At 63.2% G+C, this 16,032-nt stretch carries 20 protein-coding genes and 2 tRNA genes; 11 read left to right on the plus strand and 11 right to left on the minus strand.

The window, feature by feature from the left end:
* Nucleotides 1-190: 190 nt before the first annotated feature.
* Nucleotides 191-1,267: an HPP family protein gene (locus FJ970_RS23420; protein ID WP_140755740.1), complete on the plus strand. Its 1,077-nt coding sequence runs from the start codon at nt 191-193 to the stop codon at nt 1,265-1,267.
* A gap of 171 nt (nt 1,268-1,438) precedes the next feature.
* Here FJ970_RS23420 and FJ970_RS23425 read toward each other — a convergent pair whose 3' ends face one another.
* From FJ970_RS23425 to FJ970_RS23450, 6 genes are all read right to left on the minus strand, one after another.
* Nucleotides 1,439-2,665, minus strand: coding sequence for an anion transporter (locus FJ970_RS23425; RefSeq protein WP_140755742.1), 1,227 nt, complete (start codon nt 2,663-2,665; stop codon nt 1,439-1,441).
* A 142-nt stretch (nt 2,666-2,807) separates the two neighbouring features.
* Entirely contained in the window at nt 2,808-3,770 is a 963-nt protein-coding gene (locus tag FJ970_RS23430) for a glycosyltransferase family 4 protein (protein ID WP_140755744.1), read from the minus strand.
* Between the two features lie 208 nt (nt 3,771-3,978).
* On the minus strand, nt 3,979-4,767 hold the full coding sequence (locus FJ970_RS23435; protein ID WP_140755746.1) for a GGDEF domain-containing protein: 789 nt from the start codon (nt 4,765-4,767) through the stop codon (nt 3,979-3,981).
* Nucleotides 4,768-4,965: 198 nt separating this feature from the next.
* Nucleotides 4,966-5,187 (minus strand): hypothetical protein, encoded by a 222-nt coding sequence (locus FJ970_RS23440; protein ID WP_140755748.1) that lies wholly within the window; start codon nt 5,185-5,187, stop codon nt 4,966-4,968.
* A 272-nt stretch (nt 5,188-5,459) separates the two neighbouring features.
* Nucleotides 5,460-5,536, minus strand: a tRNA-Arg gene (locus FJ970_RS23445).
* A 47-nt stretch (nt 5,537-5,583) separates the two neighbouring features.
* Entirely contained in the window at nt 5,584-5,889 is a 306-nt protein-coding gene (locus tag FJ970_RS23450; RefSeq protein WP_015318428.1) for an ETC complex I subunit, read from the minus strand.
* 124 nt (nt 5,890-6,013) lie between these two features.
* On the opposite strand from FJ970_RS23450, the gene FJ970_RS23455 reads away from it, so the two are divergent.
* Together FJ970_RS23455 and FJ970_RS23460 are read left to right on the plus strand one after the other, a co-directional pair.
* A tRNA-Pro gene (locus FJ970_RS23455) sits at nt 6,014-6,090 on the plus strand.
* A gap of 143 nt (nt 6,091-6,233) precedes the next feature.
* Nucleotides 6,234-6,494 carry a hypothetical protein gene (locus tag FJ970_RS23460; RefSeq protein ID WP_227791882.1) on the plus strand — a complete coding sequence of 87 codons (261 nt, stop codon included), beginning with the start codon at nt 6,234-6,236 and terminating at the stop codon, nt 6,492-6,494.
* Nucleotides 6,495-6,727: 233 nt separating this feature from the next.
* On the opposite strand, the gene hdaA is transcribed toward FJ970_RS23460, so the two are convergent.
* The 3 genes from hdaA to FJ970_RS23475 all read right to left on the minus strand — a co-directional run bounded on the left by hdaA (nt 6,728) and on the right by FJ970_RS23475 (nt 9,243).
* On the minus strand, nt 6,728-7,432 hold the full coding sequence (gene hdaA / locus FJ970_RS23465; RefSeq protein ID WP_140762067.1) for a DnaA regulatory inactivator HdaA: 705 nt from the start codon (nt 7,430-7,432) through the stop codon (nt 6,728-6,730).
* 1 nt (nt 7,433) lies between these two features.
* Complete coding sequence (locus FJ970_RS23470) at nt 7,434-8,609, minus strand: AI-2E family transporter (protein WP_140762070.1); 1,176 nt, start codon at nt 8,607-8,609, stop codon at nt 7,434-7,436.
* A gap of 79 nt (nt 8,610-8,688) precedes the next feature.
* Nucleotides 8,689-9,243 (minus strand): CDP-alcohol phosphatidyltransferase family protein, encoded by a 555-nt coding sequence (locus FJ970_RS23475; RefSeq protein ID WP_140761896.1) that lies wholly within the window; start codon nt 9,241-9,243, stop codon nt 8,689-8,691.
* Nucleotides 9,244-9,452: 209 nt separating this feature from the next.
* Between FJ970_RS23475 and purM the strand changes: the two genes are divergently transcribed.
* The 6 genes from purM to FJ970_RS23505 are packed head-to-tail and all read left to right on the plus strand — an operon-like array spanning nt 9,453 to nt 12,760.
* Nucleotides 9,453-10,562: a phosphoribosylformylglycinamidine cyclo-ligase gene (purM, locus tag FJ970_RS23480; protein ID WP_140761899.1), complete on the plus strand. Its 1,110-nt coding sequence runs from the start codon at nt 9,453-9,455 to the stop codon at nt 10,560-10,562.
* Entirely contained in the window at nt 10,559-11,272 is a 714-nt protein-coding gene (gene purN / locus FJ970_RS23485; RefSeq protein WP_140761902.1) for a phosphoribosylglycinamide formyltransferase, read from the plus strand. Before purM ends, purN begins: the two co-directional genes overlap by 4 nt.
* Nucleotides 11,273-11,324: 52 nt before the next feature.
* Entirely contained in the window at nt 11,325-11,600 is a 276-nt protein-coding gene (locus FJ970_RS23490) for a type II toxin-antitoxin system ParD family antitoxin (RefSeq protein WP_140761905.1), read from the plus strand.
* Nucleotides 11,601-11,612: 12 nt separating this feature from the next.
* The gene (locus tag FJ970_RS23495; RefSeq protein ID WP_140761909.1) at nt 11,613-11,897 is read left to right on the plus strand and encodes a type II toxin-antitoxin system RelE/ParE family toxin; all 285 of its coding nucleotides are present in this window, start codon (nt 11,613-11,615) and stop codon (nt 11,895-11,897) included.
* Between the two features lie 11 nt (nt 11,898-11,908).
* On the plus strand, nt 11,909-12,241 hold the full coding sequence (locus tag FJ970_RS23500) for a hypothetical protein (protein WP_140761912.1): 333 nt from the start codon (nt 11,909-11,911) through the stop codon (nt 12,239-12,241).
* A 9-nt stretch (nt 12,242-12,250) separates the two neighbouring features.
* Nucleotides 12,251-12,760, plus strand: coding sequence for a SixA phosphatase family protein (locus FJ970_RS23505; protein WP_140761915.1), 510 nt, complete (start codon nt 12,251-12,253; stop codon nt 12,758-12,760).
* Nucleotides 12,761-12,805: 45 nt separating this feature from the next.
* On the opposite strand, the gene FJ970_RS23510 is transcribed toward FJ970_RS23505, so the two are convergent.
* Both FJ970_RS23510 and FJ970_RS23515 read right to left on the minus strand, forming a co-directional pair.
* Nucleotides 12,806-13,048 (minus strand): DUF680 domain-containing protein, encoded by a 243-nt coding sequence (locus FJ970_RS23510; RefSeq protein WP_140761918.1) that lies wholly within the window; start codon nt 13,046-13,048, stop codon nt 12,806-12,808.
* A 211-nt stretch (nt 13,049-13,259) separates the two neighbouring features.
* Nucleotides 13,260-13,487, minus strand: a complete 228-nt coding sequence (locus FJ970_RS23515) for a DUF680 domain-containing protein (protein WP_140761921.1) — start codon at nt 13,485-13,487, stop codon at nt 13,260-13,262.
* 480 nt (nt 13,488-13,967) lie between these two features.
* Here FJ970_RS23515 and FJ970_RS23520 point away from each other — a divergent pair, with 480 nt between their 5' ends.
* Together FJ970_RS23520 and FJ970_RS23525 are read left to right on the plus strand one after the other, a co-directional pair.
* On the plus strand, nt 13,968-14,645 hold the full coding sequence (locus tag FJ970_RS23520) for a response regulator (protein WP_140761924.1): 678 nt from the start codon (nt 13,968-13,970) through the stop codon (nt 14,643-14,645).
* 12 nt (nt 14,646-14,657) lie between these two features.
* Nucleotides 14,658-16,016, plus strand: coding sequence for a sensor histidine kinase (locus FJ970_RS23525; RefSeq protein WP_140761927.1), 1,359 nt, complete (start codon nt 14,658-14,660; stop codon nt 16,014-16,016).
* Nucleotides 16,017-16,032: the final 16 nt, after the last annotated feature.

Below are 16,032 nucleotides of genomic sequence, written 5' to 3' on the forward strand. Positions count from 1 at the left end.
CAAAGGGCCGCAGGCCCTTGACGCTGATGACAAAGCGCGAGCCGCTGCCAGCACCCCGGCGAAAGCCGGCACGCAATATTATTCTCCGGCGTCATGACTTTACGGATTTGTTTGACTTTCAAATCGGCGAATTCGGCTGCATTGCGTGTCGCACGCATTCTCGACAGACCCATTCCTCGCAAAGTTCCCCATGACCTTTCGTCTTTTCGTCCCCATCCTCGCCGGCGCGACGCTGCGTGAACGCATCCTGGCCTGTATCGGCGCCACGATCGGCATCGCGCTGACCGGCGTGATCAGCGGGCTGGCGATGGGCGGCGGCCCGCATGTGGCCCTGCTGGTGGCGCCGATGGGCGCATCCGCGGTGCTTCTGTTTGCCGTACCCGCGAGCCCGTTGGCGCAGCCATGGTCGATCATCGGCGGCAATTCCATATCGGCGCTGGTCGGTGTGACCGTCGCACATTTCGTCCATGATCCGGTGATGGCCTCGGGCCTCGCGGTGGCGTTGGCCATCGCCGCGATGTCGTTCACGCGCTGCCTGCATCCGCCGGGGGGCGCCGCCGCGCTGACGGCTGTACTCGGTGGGCCGGCCGTCATCAGCGCGGGCTTCCTGTTCCCATTCGTGCCGGTGGCCTTGAATTCGACCATCCTGGTGGCGCTGGGCTTGCTTTTCCACAAGCTGGCGCGGCGCAATTACCCGCATGTCGCCGCACCGGCCGCCAACAGCCACGGTACCGCTGATCCGCCGGCTCAGCAGCGCGCCGGTTTCCGGCCCGAGGACATCGATGCGGCGCTGACGGCGCTCGACGAGACCTTCGATGTCGACCGCGACGACCTCGAACGACTGCTGCGACAGGTCGAATGGCAGGCCATGGCGCGGTCGCACCGGACGCTGCTGTGCGAGGACATCATGTCGCGCGACGTGGTCTCGGTGCCCGAGCAAGCCACCGCCGACGAGGCACGCCGGCAACTGCTCGATCACAATATCCGCACCTTGCCGGTTGTCGACGCGGATGCCCGGCTGGTTGGCGCCGTCGGCTTGCGCGAACTGACGAAAGCCGTCGATACGGTGAAGGGCGTGATGGCAAAAGCCGGCACCGCCTCGCCCGCGACGCCGGCGATGAGCCTGCTTCCGGCGCTGACCGACGGCCGCAGCCATGCCGTGGTCATCGTCGACGGCGAGCGGCGCATTCTCGGCCTGATCACACAGACCGACCTGCTGGCGGCAGTCGCACGCATACAGACGGCAGGCAAGGAATTGGCGGCTTAACTATTCGTGGCGTGCTGTGACAGACGGTTCCTTTCGGGGCATGTTGAACCATCGTAGTCCCAACCATATCAAAGCAGCCAGGCGGGCTGGCGCGAGGCTTGGGCTGCGTGATGCCGGAATGGAGAACCGCTTGGTCCGGTTGCTTTCAGGGCGCAAGCCGCTGCGTTCGTCCTAGAGGCCCAACGCCAGCCAGGCAGTGCCGACCACGAGCGTGATCAGCGTCAGCGGCAGACCGACCTTGAAGAAGGCGCCGAAAGACAACTGTGTGCCCGCGGCCTTGGATTGTTCGGCGACGATCAGGTTGGCGACCGAGCCGAGCAAGGTGAAGTTGCCGGCGAGCGTGGAACTCATGGCCACCACCAGCCAGGCGCGCTCGGGGTTCTCCAGGCCGGGTATGAATGGCCTGAGCGCCAGCACGGCCGGAACATTGCTCATGATGTTGGACAACACGGCGGTGAAACCCGACAGCCTCCAGACATCGTCGAGCCCGATGTTCTTGGCCGAGGCGATGATATCTGATGTCAGCAGCGTCTTTTCGGCACCGGCAACAACCACGAACAGACCGGCGAACATGAACAGCAGCGGTCCGTCGATCTCGCGGTAGATGCGCGATGGCTTGATGCCGCGGGTGAGCAGCAGAATGGCGCCGCCGATGAGCGCCGCCTTGGCTACGGGAACACCCGCGAAGAAAGCAATGGCCAGCCCGACGCAGACGACCACCGCCTTCAGCACCTGGCCGCGATGCATGCGGCCGCGCGCGACATACGGCGTCAACTCGGCGGTGCGGGTGAATTCGGCCCGGTAGACGATGCGCACAATGATGATGACCGCGACGAGGCCAAAAAGGGCGACCGGCGCGAGCGCCGCCGAAAAGGCCGGATAGGAAATCCCCGACAGCGCGCCGATGACCATGTTCTGGGGATTGCCGGTGATGGTGGCGACGCTGCCGCAGTTCGAAGCGGTGGCGGTGGCGATCAGATAGGGGATCGGGTCGCGGTTGATGACGCGGGTGACGTGGACGACGATCGGCGCCATGACCAGGCAGATGGCGTCGTTGACCAGGAAGGCCGACAGCACGCCGGTCAGGAGCGTCACCATCACCAGGAGCATGAACGGCGCATGTGCATGCTCGATGGCGATTGCGCCGAGACCGCGAAAGGCACCCGACACCTTCAAATGCGCCACCACGATCATCATGCCGAGCAGAAGCGTGATGGTGTCGAGATTGATGGCGCGATAGGCGTCTTCCATGCTGAGTGCGCCGATGGCGATCATCGCCGCGCCGCCAAGCAGCGCAATGCCTGCCCGGTCGAGACGCAAGCCAGGTATGCGCCCGATGGCTACTCCGGCATAGGTGAGGACCAGGATCAGCAGTGCCGCCGCGCCCATCAATGTCATCGGTAGAAGCCCTGCCCGATCTGTCTGCGCACCGATGACGGCCGCCCCGCGATTCACGTGATGTAAGTTTTAGCGCGATGTCGGGATTGATGCCAAACGGCTACGTGGATTGTCCGAGAGTATCTGAAGGCAGATGGCGCCGCTAACGCCGATAGAAATCCAACCGCTGTTGCAGCGCCTGCGGCGAAAACAGTTGCTCGACGGTTTGTCGCGCCTTGCGGCCGACAGTCGCCCGCAGCGCCGGATCGGCTTCAAGCTCGGTCAGTATGCGTGCCGCCTGTTGCGTCGTTTCGAACAGGAAGCCGTTTTCACCATGCCTGATATGGTCGGCATAGCCGCCATGCGAATGGCATACGACGGGCAAACCGCAGGCCATCGCCTCGAATACCACGCGGCCGAACGTCTCCACATGCGAGCCGGTGCGATAGTAGAAGACGTCGAGCGTCGGCAGAAACTGTTCGGCGGCAAATTCACCCTGCGGCAGGAGTTCGAGTTGCGGATGCGGTGCGAGGCTGCCCTTGAGCGGCATGCCGCCCTGAATCCGCACCGCCACGCCATCGGCAAGCAATGCCTGATAGAGTTCCACATCGTCGGCGTGATGCTTGTCCGCCGTGTCGCGGCTCAGCCGTCCCACCGTGAACGGACCGTTTGGCCTTGCCGGCCGTGGCGAGAAGCACTCGATATCGATCGGCGATGCATGGACGACGCCTTTGACCTGCAGCATGCGCCTCTGAAAGTCGGAGATCAGCACCAGTTCGGCACCGGGCCAACCCAGCAAGCGCGGCCTGCGCGTCGTCAGCGCGATCATCTTGGGATGAAAGGTGTTGAAGACATAGATCAGCCGGCGTGGCCGCGGGATCAGATAAGGCCATATCTTGTTGCGCCAATGCGCACCAAGAAAGACATAGATGCCGCCATCCGGCACGTTGCGTGTTGCCGTCGAGACGCGGCGTATCGGAAATTCGCGCATCAGGTCTTCGGATGCGCGTGCCGAGGTTGCCCAGAGGTGCACCTGCGAGTCGGCGCTCAACAGCCGGTACAAGTCCAGGGTTTCGCGCTCACTGCCGCCAAACGGGTTCTGAAAGCCGTTGAATAAATGGATCATGATCGCGGTGCTTACTGGGCTCTACCCCGGGGCGTTTCGCCATTCAATTGCCTGCATCCAAGGGCCGTGCCGTACCCGCGAACCGCACGATCGAGGGGCTTAAGAGGCAGGACTATTTTTGGCGACATTCCATACTTGCCCGGAGGAAGCATACAGACAAGCAAGCGTCAAGGAAGCGGTCAGTGTCCGCTCGCTGCCGAGGCTACCATCAGTGCACGGTGGCGATGCTGGGTGGGGACACCAGGGAGGCTTCCGACGGATCGAAGCTGACCTGATCGCGTCCATTCGATTTCGCGGCATAAAGCCGCCTGTCGGCGGCGGCGAATATTGCCTCGTAGGTCGTCGGCCCGCTGAAGCTGGTGCCGCCGATGCTGACGGAAAGCGGGCAAGAGCGGCCCCCAGGGGAAAAGTCCATTTCGCGTATCCGTCGGCGGATCCCCTCGGCAACCAGCCAGGATTGCGAGGGGTCGACACCGGGAAGAAACACGCCGAACTCCTCGCCGCCGATCCGGCCGACGATATCGCCGCCGCGCAGTTGGCCCTTGATCGCCTGCGCGATCAGTTTGAGCGCCTGGTCGCCGCAATCATGGCCGAGGCGGTCGTTGATCGACTTGAAGTGGTCGGCATCGATGATCAGCAGCGCGCCGGAACGGGTCTCTTCCCGCTTGCGGGTCTGCTCGAGATAGGCCTCGACCAGCATCGAGAAGGCGCCGCGGTTCAGCACCGCCGTCAGGCTGTCCGTCGCGGCGATGACGCTGAGGTCGCGCTGGGCTATCGCCAGTTGGCGGATCTTCCACATCAGGAAAAACAAGAACGAGCCACCCAGCACCAGCGGCAGCAGAAGGTCTGTCAGCTTCGCGCGCCAGACCGCCTCGGGCGAAAGATAGGGGAAATTGAACGAATCGACGAAAAACGCCACGGCAATGCAGAATGCCGTGCCGGCGGCGGTGACGGCGATCACCCTGCCCCAGCTGGTCGGCGACAGGTCCAGCTTCATCCCTTCCACTCCGTTAGCCGTCCCTACTATGACGTGCCAACGCAAACAAAATGATAAGACTTTCCTTTCAATTCGAGATCGGATGACTGGGAGACAAGATGACATAGCCGAGAGCGGGGCACGAACGCCCAATAGGCGGCCGTGCCCCGGTTGTGGCAAATTTACTCACCGCATTTCGATGCGGGAGAATTTCCGAAGTCAGCGGCTGGGCGCCGACCCAACCCGTTCGGCGACGAAGGACGCCGCGATCAGGTCGTCGGCATCCAGTTGCAAGGAACCGTCGCCAGTTCCCATGATGGCGGCGACCTTATGGAAAATTTTCATCTCTTGGCCAGAAATTTCGGCATCGTGCATTCGCGCCCTGAGTTCGGCGATACGCCGCCCCAAGGCAGGGGACGTTCCAATCTCACGTTTCGACATAACCTGGTTTCTCCTCCCCCAACCCGCGCTTGTGTTGCCCCACCCCGCCGGTCCCCATCGCATTATATGAGGACCCGCGAATACAAGCCCCCGAACGCATGGTTTTGGCCGAAGTTCCAACCGGGCAGATCACGAAATAATTCCAGGGCCGCCGCGCGAACGGACCTGAGACTCCCGTTCCAGGCTTTCGCCGCACGGCGTTGCGACACTGGCAGCCGAGGGTGAGGAATGGTTGACCCCGTGAGGTCATGCGGCGTAAGCCATTGAAATTATGGCGATCCCGACAGGATTCGAACCTGTGACCATCGGCTTAGAAGGCCGGTGCTCTATCCAGCTGAGCTACGGGACCGCTGGCCGGCCGACGGGCCGGCTGAAATACTTGGCACTGGCCGCCGGTCAATGCGTCCAGGGTGTCCTGCGGTCATAGCGGAAATTCTCCGCATAGGAAATCTGGCGGCGCTTGGTCTCTTTCGGTTCTTCGACACGGAAGGCAAGCCCTTCCTTTTCGGCGTAGGCGACCGCCTCTTCGCGCGTGTCGAAGGTAAGCCTGATCTGGCTTCTCATGTCTCCCGACGTGGTGTAGCCCATCAGCGGGTCGATCTTCTTGCGCATCTCAGGATCGAATTCCAGCACCCAATGGCCGGTCTTGGCCTTGCCGGACTGCATCGCGGTTTTGGCTGGGCTGAAAATGCGCGCGGACATGGCCACCTCTTTGTTGTGCAAGGCGGCATCGCCGCCTCTAGGCCGTCATTACTGCGCATTGGCACCGGCGGCAAGGTTTTTGCACTTGCCATGTAACACCGAAATGACTAGGCAACAGACCGTTCGGAGTGTAGCGCAGGCTGGTAGCGCATCTGGTTTGGGACCAGAGGGTCGGGAGTTCGAATCTCTCCACTCCGACCATTTCTCTTCAAAGTGCGATACCGATGGCACCGAAGGGCTTAGGCCCGCACCGGGGTTTCACCATTTCCGGCTCGCTTCCCTCGCCATTGCCGGCTTAAACTCCGGCAAACGGGGGATTTGCGGTGTTTGGGATCGATGCATGGGTGTCGCTGTTCGGGCCGGCCTATTTTGCCTATGCGGGCGTGGCGATTCCGTTCATGGCGGCGTGGGCAATCGCCTGTGCGGCGCTGGCGATGTGGAACAATCGAGAGAGCCGCAGGCAAGCCAAGCTGGTTCCGGGCATGGCCGCTTCCCGTTCCTGGCCTGCCAGCATCGGGATGTTCGTGCTGGTCGCGGCCTGTTATATCGCGGCGCATTCCGCCGTCTACCTGTTGGTCCGGCATTTCGTCAGAATGTGGCTGTGATTGGCCGCAAGCTCATTGGCTGACAGTGCCATTTCCCGGCGAGCGGTATTCAAGGAAGGCAAGCTCGCCGGGCGAGAACCCCAACCGCCTCGTCCCGGCGAGCCTACAACCTGATTTGGAACGCAATCAGGACCGGGGTCAGCCGGCAAGCTCACGCTGCAAGACCGGTGCCAGTCTTGTTTCCCAAAACGGGACTCAGGTCGAGACGGAGAAGCGCTGGAACACTGAAGCCATCAAATCTCGAATTCGCCCTGCCCCTCGTCCATGGCGCTCACGACCTCGGCGGCCAGCGCCCTTGTGATCGGCATCTTGCGCTCCAGCGCGGTGCGATCCAGGCGCTCCACCACACGCATCGCGGTTGCCAGCGAACGCTCGATGCGCCGCACCAGGTACTGCACGACATGCGGCTCGACCTCGACCTGCCGGTCGGCGAACAGCTTGGTGATGACGCCGGCGAGCAAGAGATCGTCGGGCTCGTGGATCTCGATGGTTGCCGCCGCCTTCAGCCGCGAGGCGAGATCGGGCAGCTTGACGCCCCAGGCCGACGGAAAGCGCCGCGCCGTCAAAAGCAGCGTCGAGCCGGCGCCGCGCACGGCATTGATCAAATGAAACAGGCCTTGCTCATCGACCACGCCGTTATCGATATCGTCGATCAGCGCCGGCCGCGCGCCGAGATTGGCGATGCTGTCACCCATGCGCCCGGCGTCGACGGCCAGCGCATTGGCGCGGGCACGCCAGATCGAGGCCAGATGCGTTTTGCCCGAACCAGCCGGGCCCGCCAGCACCACCACTGGTGCTGGCCAATCCGGCCAGCGGTCGACCAGCGCGGCCGCCTGGTTGTTGGTGCCGGAGACGACCAACTCGTCGCGCGAGTAACCGGTGCCGTGGCCGAGATCGAGCGGCAGTTGGCGCGGCGGATCTGTTCGCTGGGCGCTCACGTCAGCGACGCGGTTGCGTGCGATGGCCGCCACCGCGATCGGCCGGCAATGGCGGCGCTGATTCTGTTGCATGGCCCTTGTAGAGCGGCGATTCCAGATAGCGGGCGATGGCAAACCGCACCAGGACGGCCACCGCCGCGGATGCCGGAACGGCAATCAAAAGCCCGACAAAACCGAACAGCGCGCCGAAGGCGAACAGCGCGAACATGAGCCACACCGGATGCAGACCGACGCTTTTGCCGACCAACCTGGGCTGCAGGATGTTGCCTTCGATGAACTGGCCGATGAAGAAGACCACGGCAACGGCGATGATCATCGTCCAGTCCGGCCAGAACTGGACGAAGGCAACGCCGACGGCCAGCACCAGCCCGGTCAATGAGCCGACATAGGGGATGAAGGAGATCAGCCCGGCGAACAGTCCGATGAGGATGGCGAAGTTCAGCCCCGTCAGCGTCAGGCCAGTGGCATACATGGCGGCCAGCACAAGGCAGAGCGTGCCCTGCCCGCGCACGAAGCCGGCGGTCGCGGTGTTGATATCGCGCGCGATGGCGCGCACCGTCGCCACGTTGTCGCGCGGCACCCAGCTGTCGATGACCGCCACCATGCGATCCCAGTCGAGCAGCATGTAGAAGGCAACCACGGGCGTCACCACGAACAGGCTGACCACCGAGACCAGCGCCACGCCCGAACTCCAGATCGAGGTGAAAACCGTGGTGAGCAGGCCGAAGCCCGAGGTCAGCAGCGAGTTCAACCCGTCGCGCAGACCATTGGCGTTGACGCCGAATTTCTGTTCCAGCCATTTCGGATCAAAGGAGGTGATCAGGCCTTGCAGCCGGGTCAGGTATTCCGGCAGCTTGCCGGCGAAATCGGCCATCTGCGTCGCCAGCACCGGAATGAGGATGACGAAGGCCAGCACCAGCACGATCAGGAAGGCGACGAGGATGACCACCGTCGCCATGAAGCGGCTGAGGCCGAGCCGCTGCAGCCGGTCGGCGACCGGATCGAGAAAATAGGCAAGCACCATGCCGGCGACGAAGGGCAGCAGGATGGCGCTGAAGACATAAAGAAAAAGCGCCAGGATCGCGGCACCCGCCAGCCAGAAGAAGATCTGCCGTCGGAACGTGGCCGACGCCTCGGCCTCCGCCGCTGTCTCGCCGGCCGGCACGACCACTACCATCTGGTCGTCGACGGTCTTGTCCCGCGCCATCGTTTTGCGGGCGGCCGGCTTGCGGGCAGCCTTGCTGTCGTTGGGCTTGTCAGCCCGGTTTACCGCCTTCGCCATAGCCGCTCATATGCCTCAGCCAAGCCACGAGATAGGCCGCGGCCGAAGCCACGGTCAAGACCCAGGACAGCAATATGAGGTTGGGCCGCAGAGGGTCGAGATGGACGGCAAAGGCGAGTTCACCCAGCACAACCGCCGCCAGCACGATCTGTATGGCAGTATTGGCCTTCGACACCAGAAACGGTTTTATCTCGACCGGATGGCCGATCACCGTGGACAACAGGACCGCGCACACGATCAGCGCGTCGCGCGACACCATGGTGACGACCAGCCACAGCGGCAATTGCCCGATGAAGCCCATGACGATGAACACTGAAACCAAAAGCAGCTTGTCGGCGATCGGATCGAGATAGGCGCCGAACTTGGACTGCTGGTTGAAGCGGCGCGCGATGAAACCGTCGACACCGTCGGAAACGCCGGCAACGACGAAGCCGGCAAAAGCCCATTCCCAACGCGCCTGCAACATGGCCAATACCACGGCAGGCACCAGCACAAAGCGCAGGATGGTGATCAGGTTGGGGATGGTCAACGCATTGTCCCGCCGTATTATGCCTCGAGATAGATGAGGGAGATGGAAGGCCGAGGCAAGGGAGAAGCAGGATGGGCCAGCAGCAGACGCAGCGTGCGATGCCCCGGCTATCCACGCTTTTGTCAACCAAACGGCGCCCGGTTCGGCCGTTATCCTTGCGGACCGAAACCGTTCATGCGAAGAGCCCGCAAACGAGCAGGAACATTGCGATGAGCAAGCGCGAAACCGGCCAGCATAAAACGGGCCAGAACAAAACGGCCAAGCGCAGAAACGGGCTCACCTATGCCGAGGCCGGCGTCGACATCGATGCCGGCAATCTCATGGTGGAGAAGATCAAGCCGCTGGTGCGCGCGACGCGCCGGCCAGGCGCGGATGGCGAGATCGGCGGCTTCGGCGGCCTGTTCGATCTCAAGGCGGCCGGTTTCACCGATCCGGTGCTGGTCGCCGCCAATGACGGCGTCGGCACCAAACTCAAGATCGCCATCGAAGCGGGAAAACACGACACTATCGGCATCGACCTCGTCGCCATGTGCGTCAACGACATCGTCGTGCAGGGCGCGGAGCCGTTGTTCTTCCTCGACTATTTCGCCACCGGCAAACTCGATCCCGACCAGGGCGCCGCGATCGTCGGCGGCATCGCGCAGGGTTGCCGGCAGGCCGGCTGCGCGCTGATCGGCGGCGAGACCGCCGAAATGCCCGGCATGTATCACGGCAAGGACTATGACCTTGCCGGCTTTGCGGTGGGCGCGGCCGAACGCGGGCAGCTTTTGCCGACCGACGACATCGTCGAGGGCGACGTGCTGCTCGGCCTTGCCTCCTCCGGCGTTCATTCCAACGGTTTTTCCCTGGTGCGCCGCATCGTTGCCGCCAGCGGCCTGGCGTGGAGCGATCCGGCGCCGTTCAACGACGAGGCAACGCTGGCCGAGGCGCTGCTCGAGCCGACCCGCATCTATGTGAAATCGCTCCTCAAGGCGATCCGCAACACGCATGGCATCAAGGCGCTGGCGCACATCACCGGCGGCGGCTTCCCGGAAAACATCCCGCGCGTGCTGCCCAAGGATTTCTCGGCCGAGCTCGATCTCGAAGCCATCGACGTGCCGCCCGTGTTCTCCTGGCTGGCCAAGACCGGCGGCGTGGCGCCGGAAGAGATGATGCGCACCTTCAACTGCGGTATCGGCATGATTTTGGCTGTCGCTTCGGGTCAGGCGGCCCAGGTCGCAGCAGTGCTGCAGGAGGCTGGCGAGACGGTGACGCCGATCGGCCGCATCGTGCCGCGCCGCGACGCCGGCGTCATCTATCGTGGCTCGATCGGCCTATGAGCGCGCGGAGGAAACGCACAGTCGTTCTGATTTCGGGGCGCGGCTCCAACATGACCGCGCTGATCGCGGCGGCCAGCGACCCGGCCTTCCCGGCCGAGATCGTCGGCGTCATCTCCGACAAGGCGGACGCCGCCGGCCTCGTCATCGCCAGGGCACGCGGCATCGCCACACAGGTCATTTCCCGCGCCAACCACGGCAGCAAGCAGGCGCATGACGCGGCGATCGACGCGGCACTCGCGGCCTTCAACGCCGAGATCGTGGCGCTGGCCGGCTATATGCGCATCCTGACCCCCGGCTTTGTCCAGAAATGGCAGGGCCGCATGATCAACATCCACCCTGCCCTGCTGCCGGCCTTCAAAGGCCTCGATACCCATGCCCGCGCGCTGGCCGCCGGCATCCGCATCCATGGCTGCACGGTGCATTTCGTGACATCCGAGATGGATGACGGCCCGATCATCGCCCAGGCGGCGGTGCCGGTGATGGTCGGCGACAATGCCGATACGCTGGCCGCCCGGGTGCTGAAGGCCGAGCATCGGCTCTATCCGCTGGCGCTGGGGCTGGTGGCCGAAGGCAAGGCGCGCATGGAGGCGGGCCGCGCCGTGCTTGCCCACTTTGCCGACGATGCCGACAACGGCACCTCGGTGGTGATGGCGCCCGACCCGCTGCGCGAGGAAGCCGATCTCGAGCATCTGGCGCGGATCACGCCCTAACCTTGAGGTTGGTAGCACATATTGCTACTTTCCAATCAAGGAGACAAGTTCAATGACGACAGTCGAGAAAGTCAGCGTAGCGCTTTCTCCTGAATTGCTGGAGATGGTCAAAGATGCCGTCGGCAGCGGTCGCTATGGATCGGCAAGTGAAGTGATCCGCGAGGCGCTCCGCGAGTGGCGCCTGCGCGAGCCGCTTCGCGAAGCCGAAGTGGAGCGATTGCGCAAGGCTTGGACGGAGGGGCTGGAGAGCGGTCCATCTTCTGCTTTTGATGTCGAGGACATCAAGCGGAAGGCCCGCGGCCGGCTCGTTGAAGCCGCCAAGAAATAGCCTGTGGCAAGAATGCCGATCATCCGCAGCCCGGCGGCGGAAAATGATCTTGTCGATATCTGGCTTGCCATCGCCGAGGGCAGCCCGCCTGCCGCAGACCATTTTCTGGATGCTATCGCCGAGCGCATCCTGGAGCTTGCTGCCTTTCCCGAATCTGGACCTCGCAGACCCGGCATCAGCGTCGACGCCAGAGCATTGACCATTGGCAACTATCTGATCCTCTATCGCCTGGCCGAGGGACAGATCGAAATCGTGCGCATTGTGCACGGCGCGCGCGATGTCTCGACGCTGCTTTAGGATCGAACCCCTTGGATATCTTTGACAGCGCAATTCGAACAAAAGGTGATCTTGCCGGTGTCTTCGAATACGATGAGACCGATGGACCACAAAACGCTACGGCCTATTTCTATCTGAGCGAGATCAAGGGCCAGGCGTTTGGACCGATCGTCGCCAACATTCATATTCAATCAGGCGCGTGGGCGATCACCGAGGCAGATGTCGCCGTTAGGTGGGATCGGAACGAGCAATTTGTAGGCCTGTTCATCTTCGGCACCTTGGCGGCGGCCTTTGATGCTACCACGGGCGCGAGGTATGGTGGGGGACATGGCAAGGATTTCAATGCCGACATTTCCTGGTCCTGAGCAATGCCGATGAAACAGCTGCTCCTCTTGCGCCATGCCAAATCGAGCTGGGACGATCCCGACCTCGATGATTTCGACCGGCCGCTCGATGAACGTGGTTTGAAGGCAGCCCGATTGATCGGCCGTGAGCTTGCCGCGCGCGGGTGGCTGGCGGACCTGGCATTGGTGTCGCCGGCGATGCGTGCCCGCGATACGTGGCGGCTGGTCGCCGCGGAACTGCCCGTGCATCCCCGGGTCGCGTTCGCCGAGGCGCTCTACGATGCTTCAGCGGCGGATATTCTGAGCGAGATACGCAAAGCAGACCCGTCGAGCGGCTGCCTGGTGGTTCTCGGCCACAATCCGGGGCTTGAGGACCTGGCAAAACAGCTTGCCGGACCGGGATCGGAGGCGAAGGCGCGCAAGAGGCTCGAGGAAAAGTTTCCGACAGCGGCTCTCGCGCGCTTCGTCCTTGAAGACGACTGGTCCGGCCTGACGTCCGCGCGGCTGACACATTGCCTGCGGCCGAAGGAGCTGAGCTAGAAATCCTGGCGGGTGCGGCAGACCACACCTGCCGCCTCCCTGACATCAGTTGCCCCAGATGCCCTGGCCGGGCTCCGGCCAGTCGGTTGCGGGCTTCATCTTGGTGTCGGCAGCCTTGTGCGCGGTCATATTCGTGTTGCTGTCGACGGCGCCGGTGACGGTGTGATCCACGCCGGCGACCGGGGCGACCGGCTGGTTGGCATTGTCGGAGCCATAGTGGTCGCTGCCGGCAAACGCACCTCCGGTTGCGACGAGGATAGCGGCGGCAGCGAGAGCAAGCCTGTTCATTTCAATCTCCTGGTTCATCCGTTGGGCGGCGTCTTGGGAGGACGGTTCCGCTGAGGAGAGGACCAGAATCAGCCTGGGTTTATTCCTGAACGTGAGATTTTTTTGCCGGCGGCGAAGATCGGCTGATACGACCAACGCCCTGGCTCATCCAAAAAAACAAGAGCGGCGGGCCAGGCCCACCGCTCTTTGTCGTCACGCGATGCTTGAAGGATTAGCGGCCCCAGATGCCCTGGCCCGACTGAGCCGGAACCTTGGCATTGGCGTCAGCCTGCGCCTTGTCCGTCTTTAGGATCGAACCGGTGCGGAGGGTGTCGACGTTGGAGGTCGACTGGGTGGCAACCGGCTGGTTGGCGTTGTTGGAGCCGTAGTTGTCGCTGCCGGCAAAAGCCGTGCCCGTGGCAACGAGGATGGCGGCGGCGGTAAGAGCGATCTTGGTCATTTTATTTACTCCAGAATTTCTTTGTTCTGTCCGTCTAGTGGCGTGCCCTTGGGAGGATTTCGCGTCGCTCGGACCACCCCCAGATGGGAAGGCCTTCTGGGATTACCAGTCGCACCGGCTTTGCAGTATTTCGTCATATTATGGACAATGCATATTGCGTTGCAGCATTTTAAATCTTATTTATCAAACGTTTTCAGCCTATTAGCGTTGAGCCCTCGGACGCAAACGTCGGTAGATCGGGGATTATTGTTCACCGTTCGCGGTACAATCCGTCAACTAGAACCGAACCGTTCGGTTCGATTAATGTCCTGAATCGGGGCGTCTGAGCCGGCGAAAACGATCGACGGCCGCGGCCAATCCGCATTTGCCTTGTGTTATGATCGATACTATCGATCATGCTATTGGCGAATGGGATCGACGATCGAGCCCGAGGCGGCCCGTTGAGACCGAAAGCGGGCGGATGCTGGAACGGCAATAGACATGCGATTGCTGCTTGTGGAGGACAATCGCGAACTGGCGGACTGGCTGGGCAAGACCTTGCGCCAGGCGAATTACGTCGTCGACATCGTCCATGACGGCGAGGACGTCGAGCATGCGCTTGCCGCCGGCGACCACGCGCTTGTCATTCTCGATCTTGCGCTGCCTCGCATGGGCGGACTGGAAGTGCTGCGCATGCTGCGAACGCGTGGCAACCGGGTGCCGGTGATCGTACTGACCGCCAATGCCAGCCTCGATGGCCGGGTCAAAGGCCTCAACGAAGGCGCCGACGACTATCTGGCGAAGCCCTTCCAGATCGAAGAGCTCGAAGCACGCATCCGCGTCCAACTGCGCCGCGCCAATGACCGGAAGGCCCCCGTCGTTGCCTGCGGCGACCTCGTCTTCGACACCAACACCAGGCTGTTCTCGCTGAGCGGCGAGACACTCGCATTGACACCGCGCGAACATGCCGTGCTCGAGCAATTGATGATCAAGGCGGGACGCACGGTGAGCAAGGCAGCCTTGTCCGCGGCGATCTATGATTTCGAGACCGATGCCGATCCAAGCGCCATCGAGATCTATGTGCATCGTGTGCGCAAGAAGCTTGAAGGCTCGCGCGTCCAGATCACAACTTTGCGTGGTCTCGGCTATCTCTTGCGCCACGATGATCTGGCGTCATGAGGATTTGGCGCCATGAGGACTAACAGCCTGCGCCTGCAATTGCTGGCCTGGGTCGTGCTCCCCCTCGCCGGGCTTGCGACCATCAATCTGTGGACCAGCCAGCGCAACGCTCTGGCGACCGCCGATTTGGTCACCGACCGCATGCTGGTCGGATCGGCACGGATGATCGCCGAGCAGGTCACAATGACCGACGGAGTGATCAACGCCACGGTGCCGCCGGCAGCGCTCGAGATGTTCGACACCGGCGACCGCGACAGGGTCTACTACGGTGTCGAAGCCGCGGGGGGACGGCTGTTGACCGGCTATCCCGGGCTGCCCAACACGCCCGGACACCCCAGTATGGAAGCGACCTATCGCGACCAGGCGCTGCGGCTGCTGACCTTTACGCACGCGGTGGTCGGCGCCGGCGAAGACTCGCCGATATCGGTCACCGTCGGCGTCACGCTTTTCGGTCACGACGCGATGGTGCGGCGTCTCTGGTTCAGCGCCTTTACCCAGCAACTGGCGCTGGTGGCGATTGCCGGCGTCTTCGTGCTGCTCGGCCTTCGGCGAGGGTTGGCGCCACTCATCAGGCTGCGCGACGCGGTGCGTTCCCCGAAACGCAGCGAACTCGATCCCATCGAAGTCGCCGGTGCGCAGAGTGAAATCCGACCGCTGGTCGATGCACTCAACGCCTATATGGAACGGGTGCGGGCGCAGATGGCGGCGCAGCGCCGTTTCATCGCCAATGCCGCGCATCAACTGCGCACGCCGCTGGCGCTGTTGTCGACGCAAGCGAGCTACGCGCTACGCGAAACCGCTGTCGATGCACGCCGCGAAGCGCTTGTCGCCTTGCAGGCAAGCTCCGCCCGGTTGGCGCGGCTGGCCGAGCAGCTCCTGACCTTGTCGCGCGCCGAACCAGGCAGCCGGCGACCGCGCGCCGACCGCATCGACCTGACGCAAGCCGCGCGCCAAGTGCTGGAAACCCATGCGCCGAGGGCCGTCGATCGCAACATCGATCTCGGTCTCGATGAGACCGGCGCCGTACCGGTCATCGGCGACGGCACGATGCTGCGGGAGATGATCGTCAACCTCGTCGACAACGCGCTGCGCTACACACCGGCAGGCGGCACCGTCACCGTCAAGATCGCCGCCGCCGATGGCGAGGCCGTGCTGACGGTCACCGACGACGGGCCAGGCATACCCGCCGACGAGCGCGACCATGTCTTCGAGCGCTTCTACCGGCTGGCCGGCGCGACCGACGAAGGCAGCGGCCTCGGACTCGCCATCGTGCGCGAGGTGGTGGAAAATGCCAGCGGCCGCGTCACCCTTGCGGATAGCGCGGCCGGCGGCCTGGTGGTCGAGGTGCGTCTGCCATTGGCCGGCGGTTAAGGCCCCCGCCCGGTCC

The sequence above is a fragment of the Mesorhizobium sp. B2-1-8 genome (genome assembly GCF_006442545.2).
Classification (GTDB): Bacteria; Pseudomonadota; Alphaproteobacteria; order Rhizobiales; family Rhizobiaceae; genus Mesorhizobium.

What these genes read in the sequence shown, in the direction of transcription:
- FJ970_RS23490 (WP_140761905.1), top strand. Translation starts at nt 11,325, where the DNA reads ATGACGACAGTCGAGAAAGTCAGCGTAGCGCTTTCTCCTGAATTGCTG.
- FJ970_RS23450 (WP_015318428.1), bottom strand. Translation starts at nt 5,889, where the DNA reads ATGTCCGCGCGCATTTTCAGCCCAGCCAAAACCGCGATGCAGTCCGGC.
- purM (WP_140761899.1), top strand. Translation starts at nt 9,453, where the DNA reads ATGAGCAAGCGCGAAACCGGCCAGCATAAAACGGGCCAGAACAAAACG.
- FJ970_RS23435 (WP_140755746.1), bottom strand. Translation starts at nt 4,767, where the DNA reads ATGAAGCTGGACCTGTCGCCGACCAGCTGGGGCAGGGTGATCGCCGTC.
- FJ970_RS23470 (WP_140762070.1), bottom strand. Translation starts at nt 8,609, where the DNA reads ATGGTAGTGGTCGTGCCGGCCGGCGAGACAGCGGCGGAGGCCGAGGCG.
- FJ970_RS23510 (WP_140761918.1), bottom strand. Translation starts at nt 13,048, where the DNA reads ATGAACAGGCTTGCTCTCGCTGCCGCCGCTATCCTCGTCGCAACCGGA.
- FJ970_RS23430 (WP_140755744.1), bottom strand. Translation starts at nt 3,770, where the DNA reads ATGATCCATTTATTCAACGGCTTTCAGAACCCGTTTGGCGGCAGTGAG.
- FJ970_RS23505 (WP_140761915.1), top strand. Translation starts at nt 12,251, where the DNA reads ATGAAACAGCTGCTCCTCTTGCGCCATGCCAAATCGAGCTGGGACGAT.
- FJ970_RS23515 (WP_140761921.1), bottom strand. Translation starts at nt 13,487, where the DNA reads ATGACCAAGATCGCTCTTACCGCCGCCGCCATCCTCGTTGCCACGGGC.
- FJ970_RS23520 (WP_140761924.1), top strand. Translation starts at nt 13,968, where the DNA reads ATGCGATTGCTGCTTGTGGAGGACAATCGCGAACTGGCGGACTGGCTG.
- purN (WP_140761902.1), top strand. Translation starts at nt 10,559, where the DNA reads ATGAGCGCGCGGAGGAAACGCACAGTCGTTCTGATTTCGGGGCGCGGC.
- FJ970_RS23440 (WP_140755748.1), bottom strand. Translation starts at nt 5,187, where the DNA reads ATGTCGAAACGTGAGATTGGAACGTCCCCTGCCTTGGGGCGGCGTATC.
- FJ970_RS23425 (WP_140755742.1), bottom strand. Translation starts at nt 2,665, where the DNA reads ATGACATTGATGGGCGCGGCGGCACTGCTGATCCTGGTCCTCACCTAT.
- FJ970_RS23525 (WP_140761927.1), top strand. Translation starts at nt 14,658, where the DNA reads ATGAGGACTAACAGCCTGCGCCTGCAATTGCTGGCCTGGGTCGTGCTC.
- FJ970_RS23495 (WP_140761909.1), top strand. Translation starts at nt 11,613, where the DNA reads ATGCCGATCATCCGCAGCCCGGCGGCGGAAAATGATCTTGTCGATATC.
- FJ970_RS23420 (WP_140755740.1), top strand. Translation starts at nt 191, where the DNA reads ATGACCTTTCGTCTTTTCGTCCCCATCCTCGCCGGCGCGACGCTGCGT.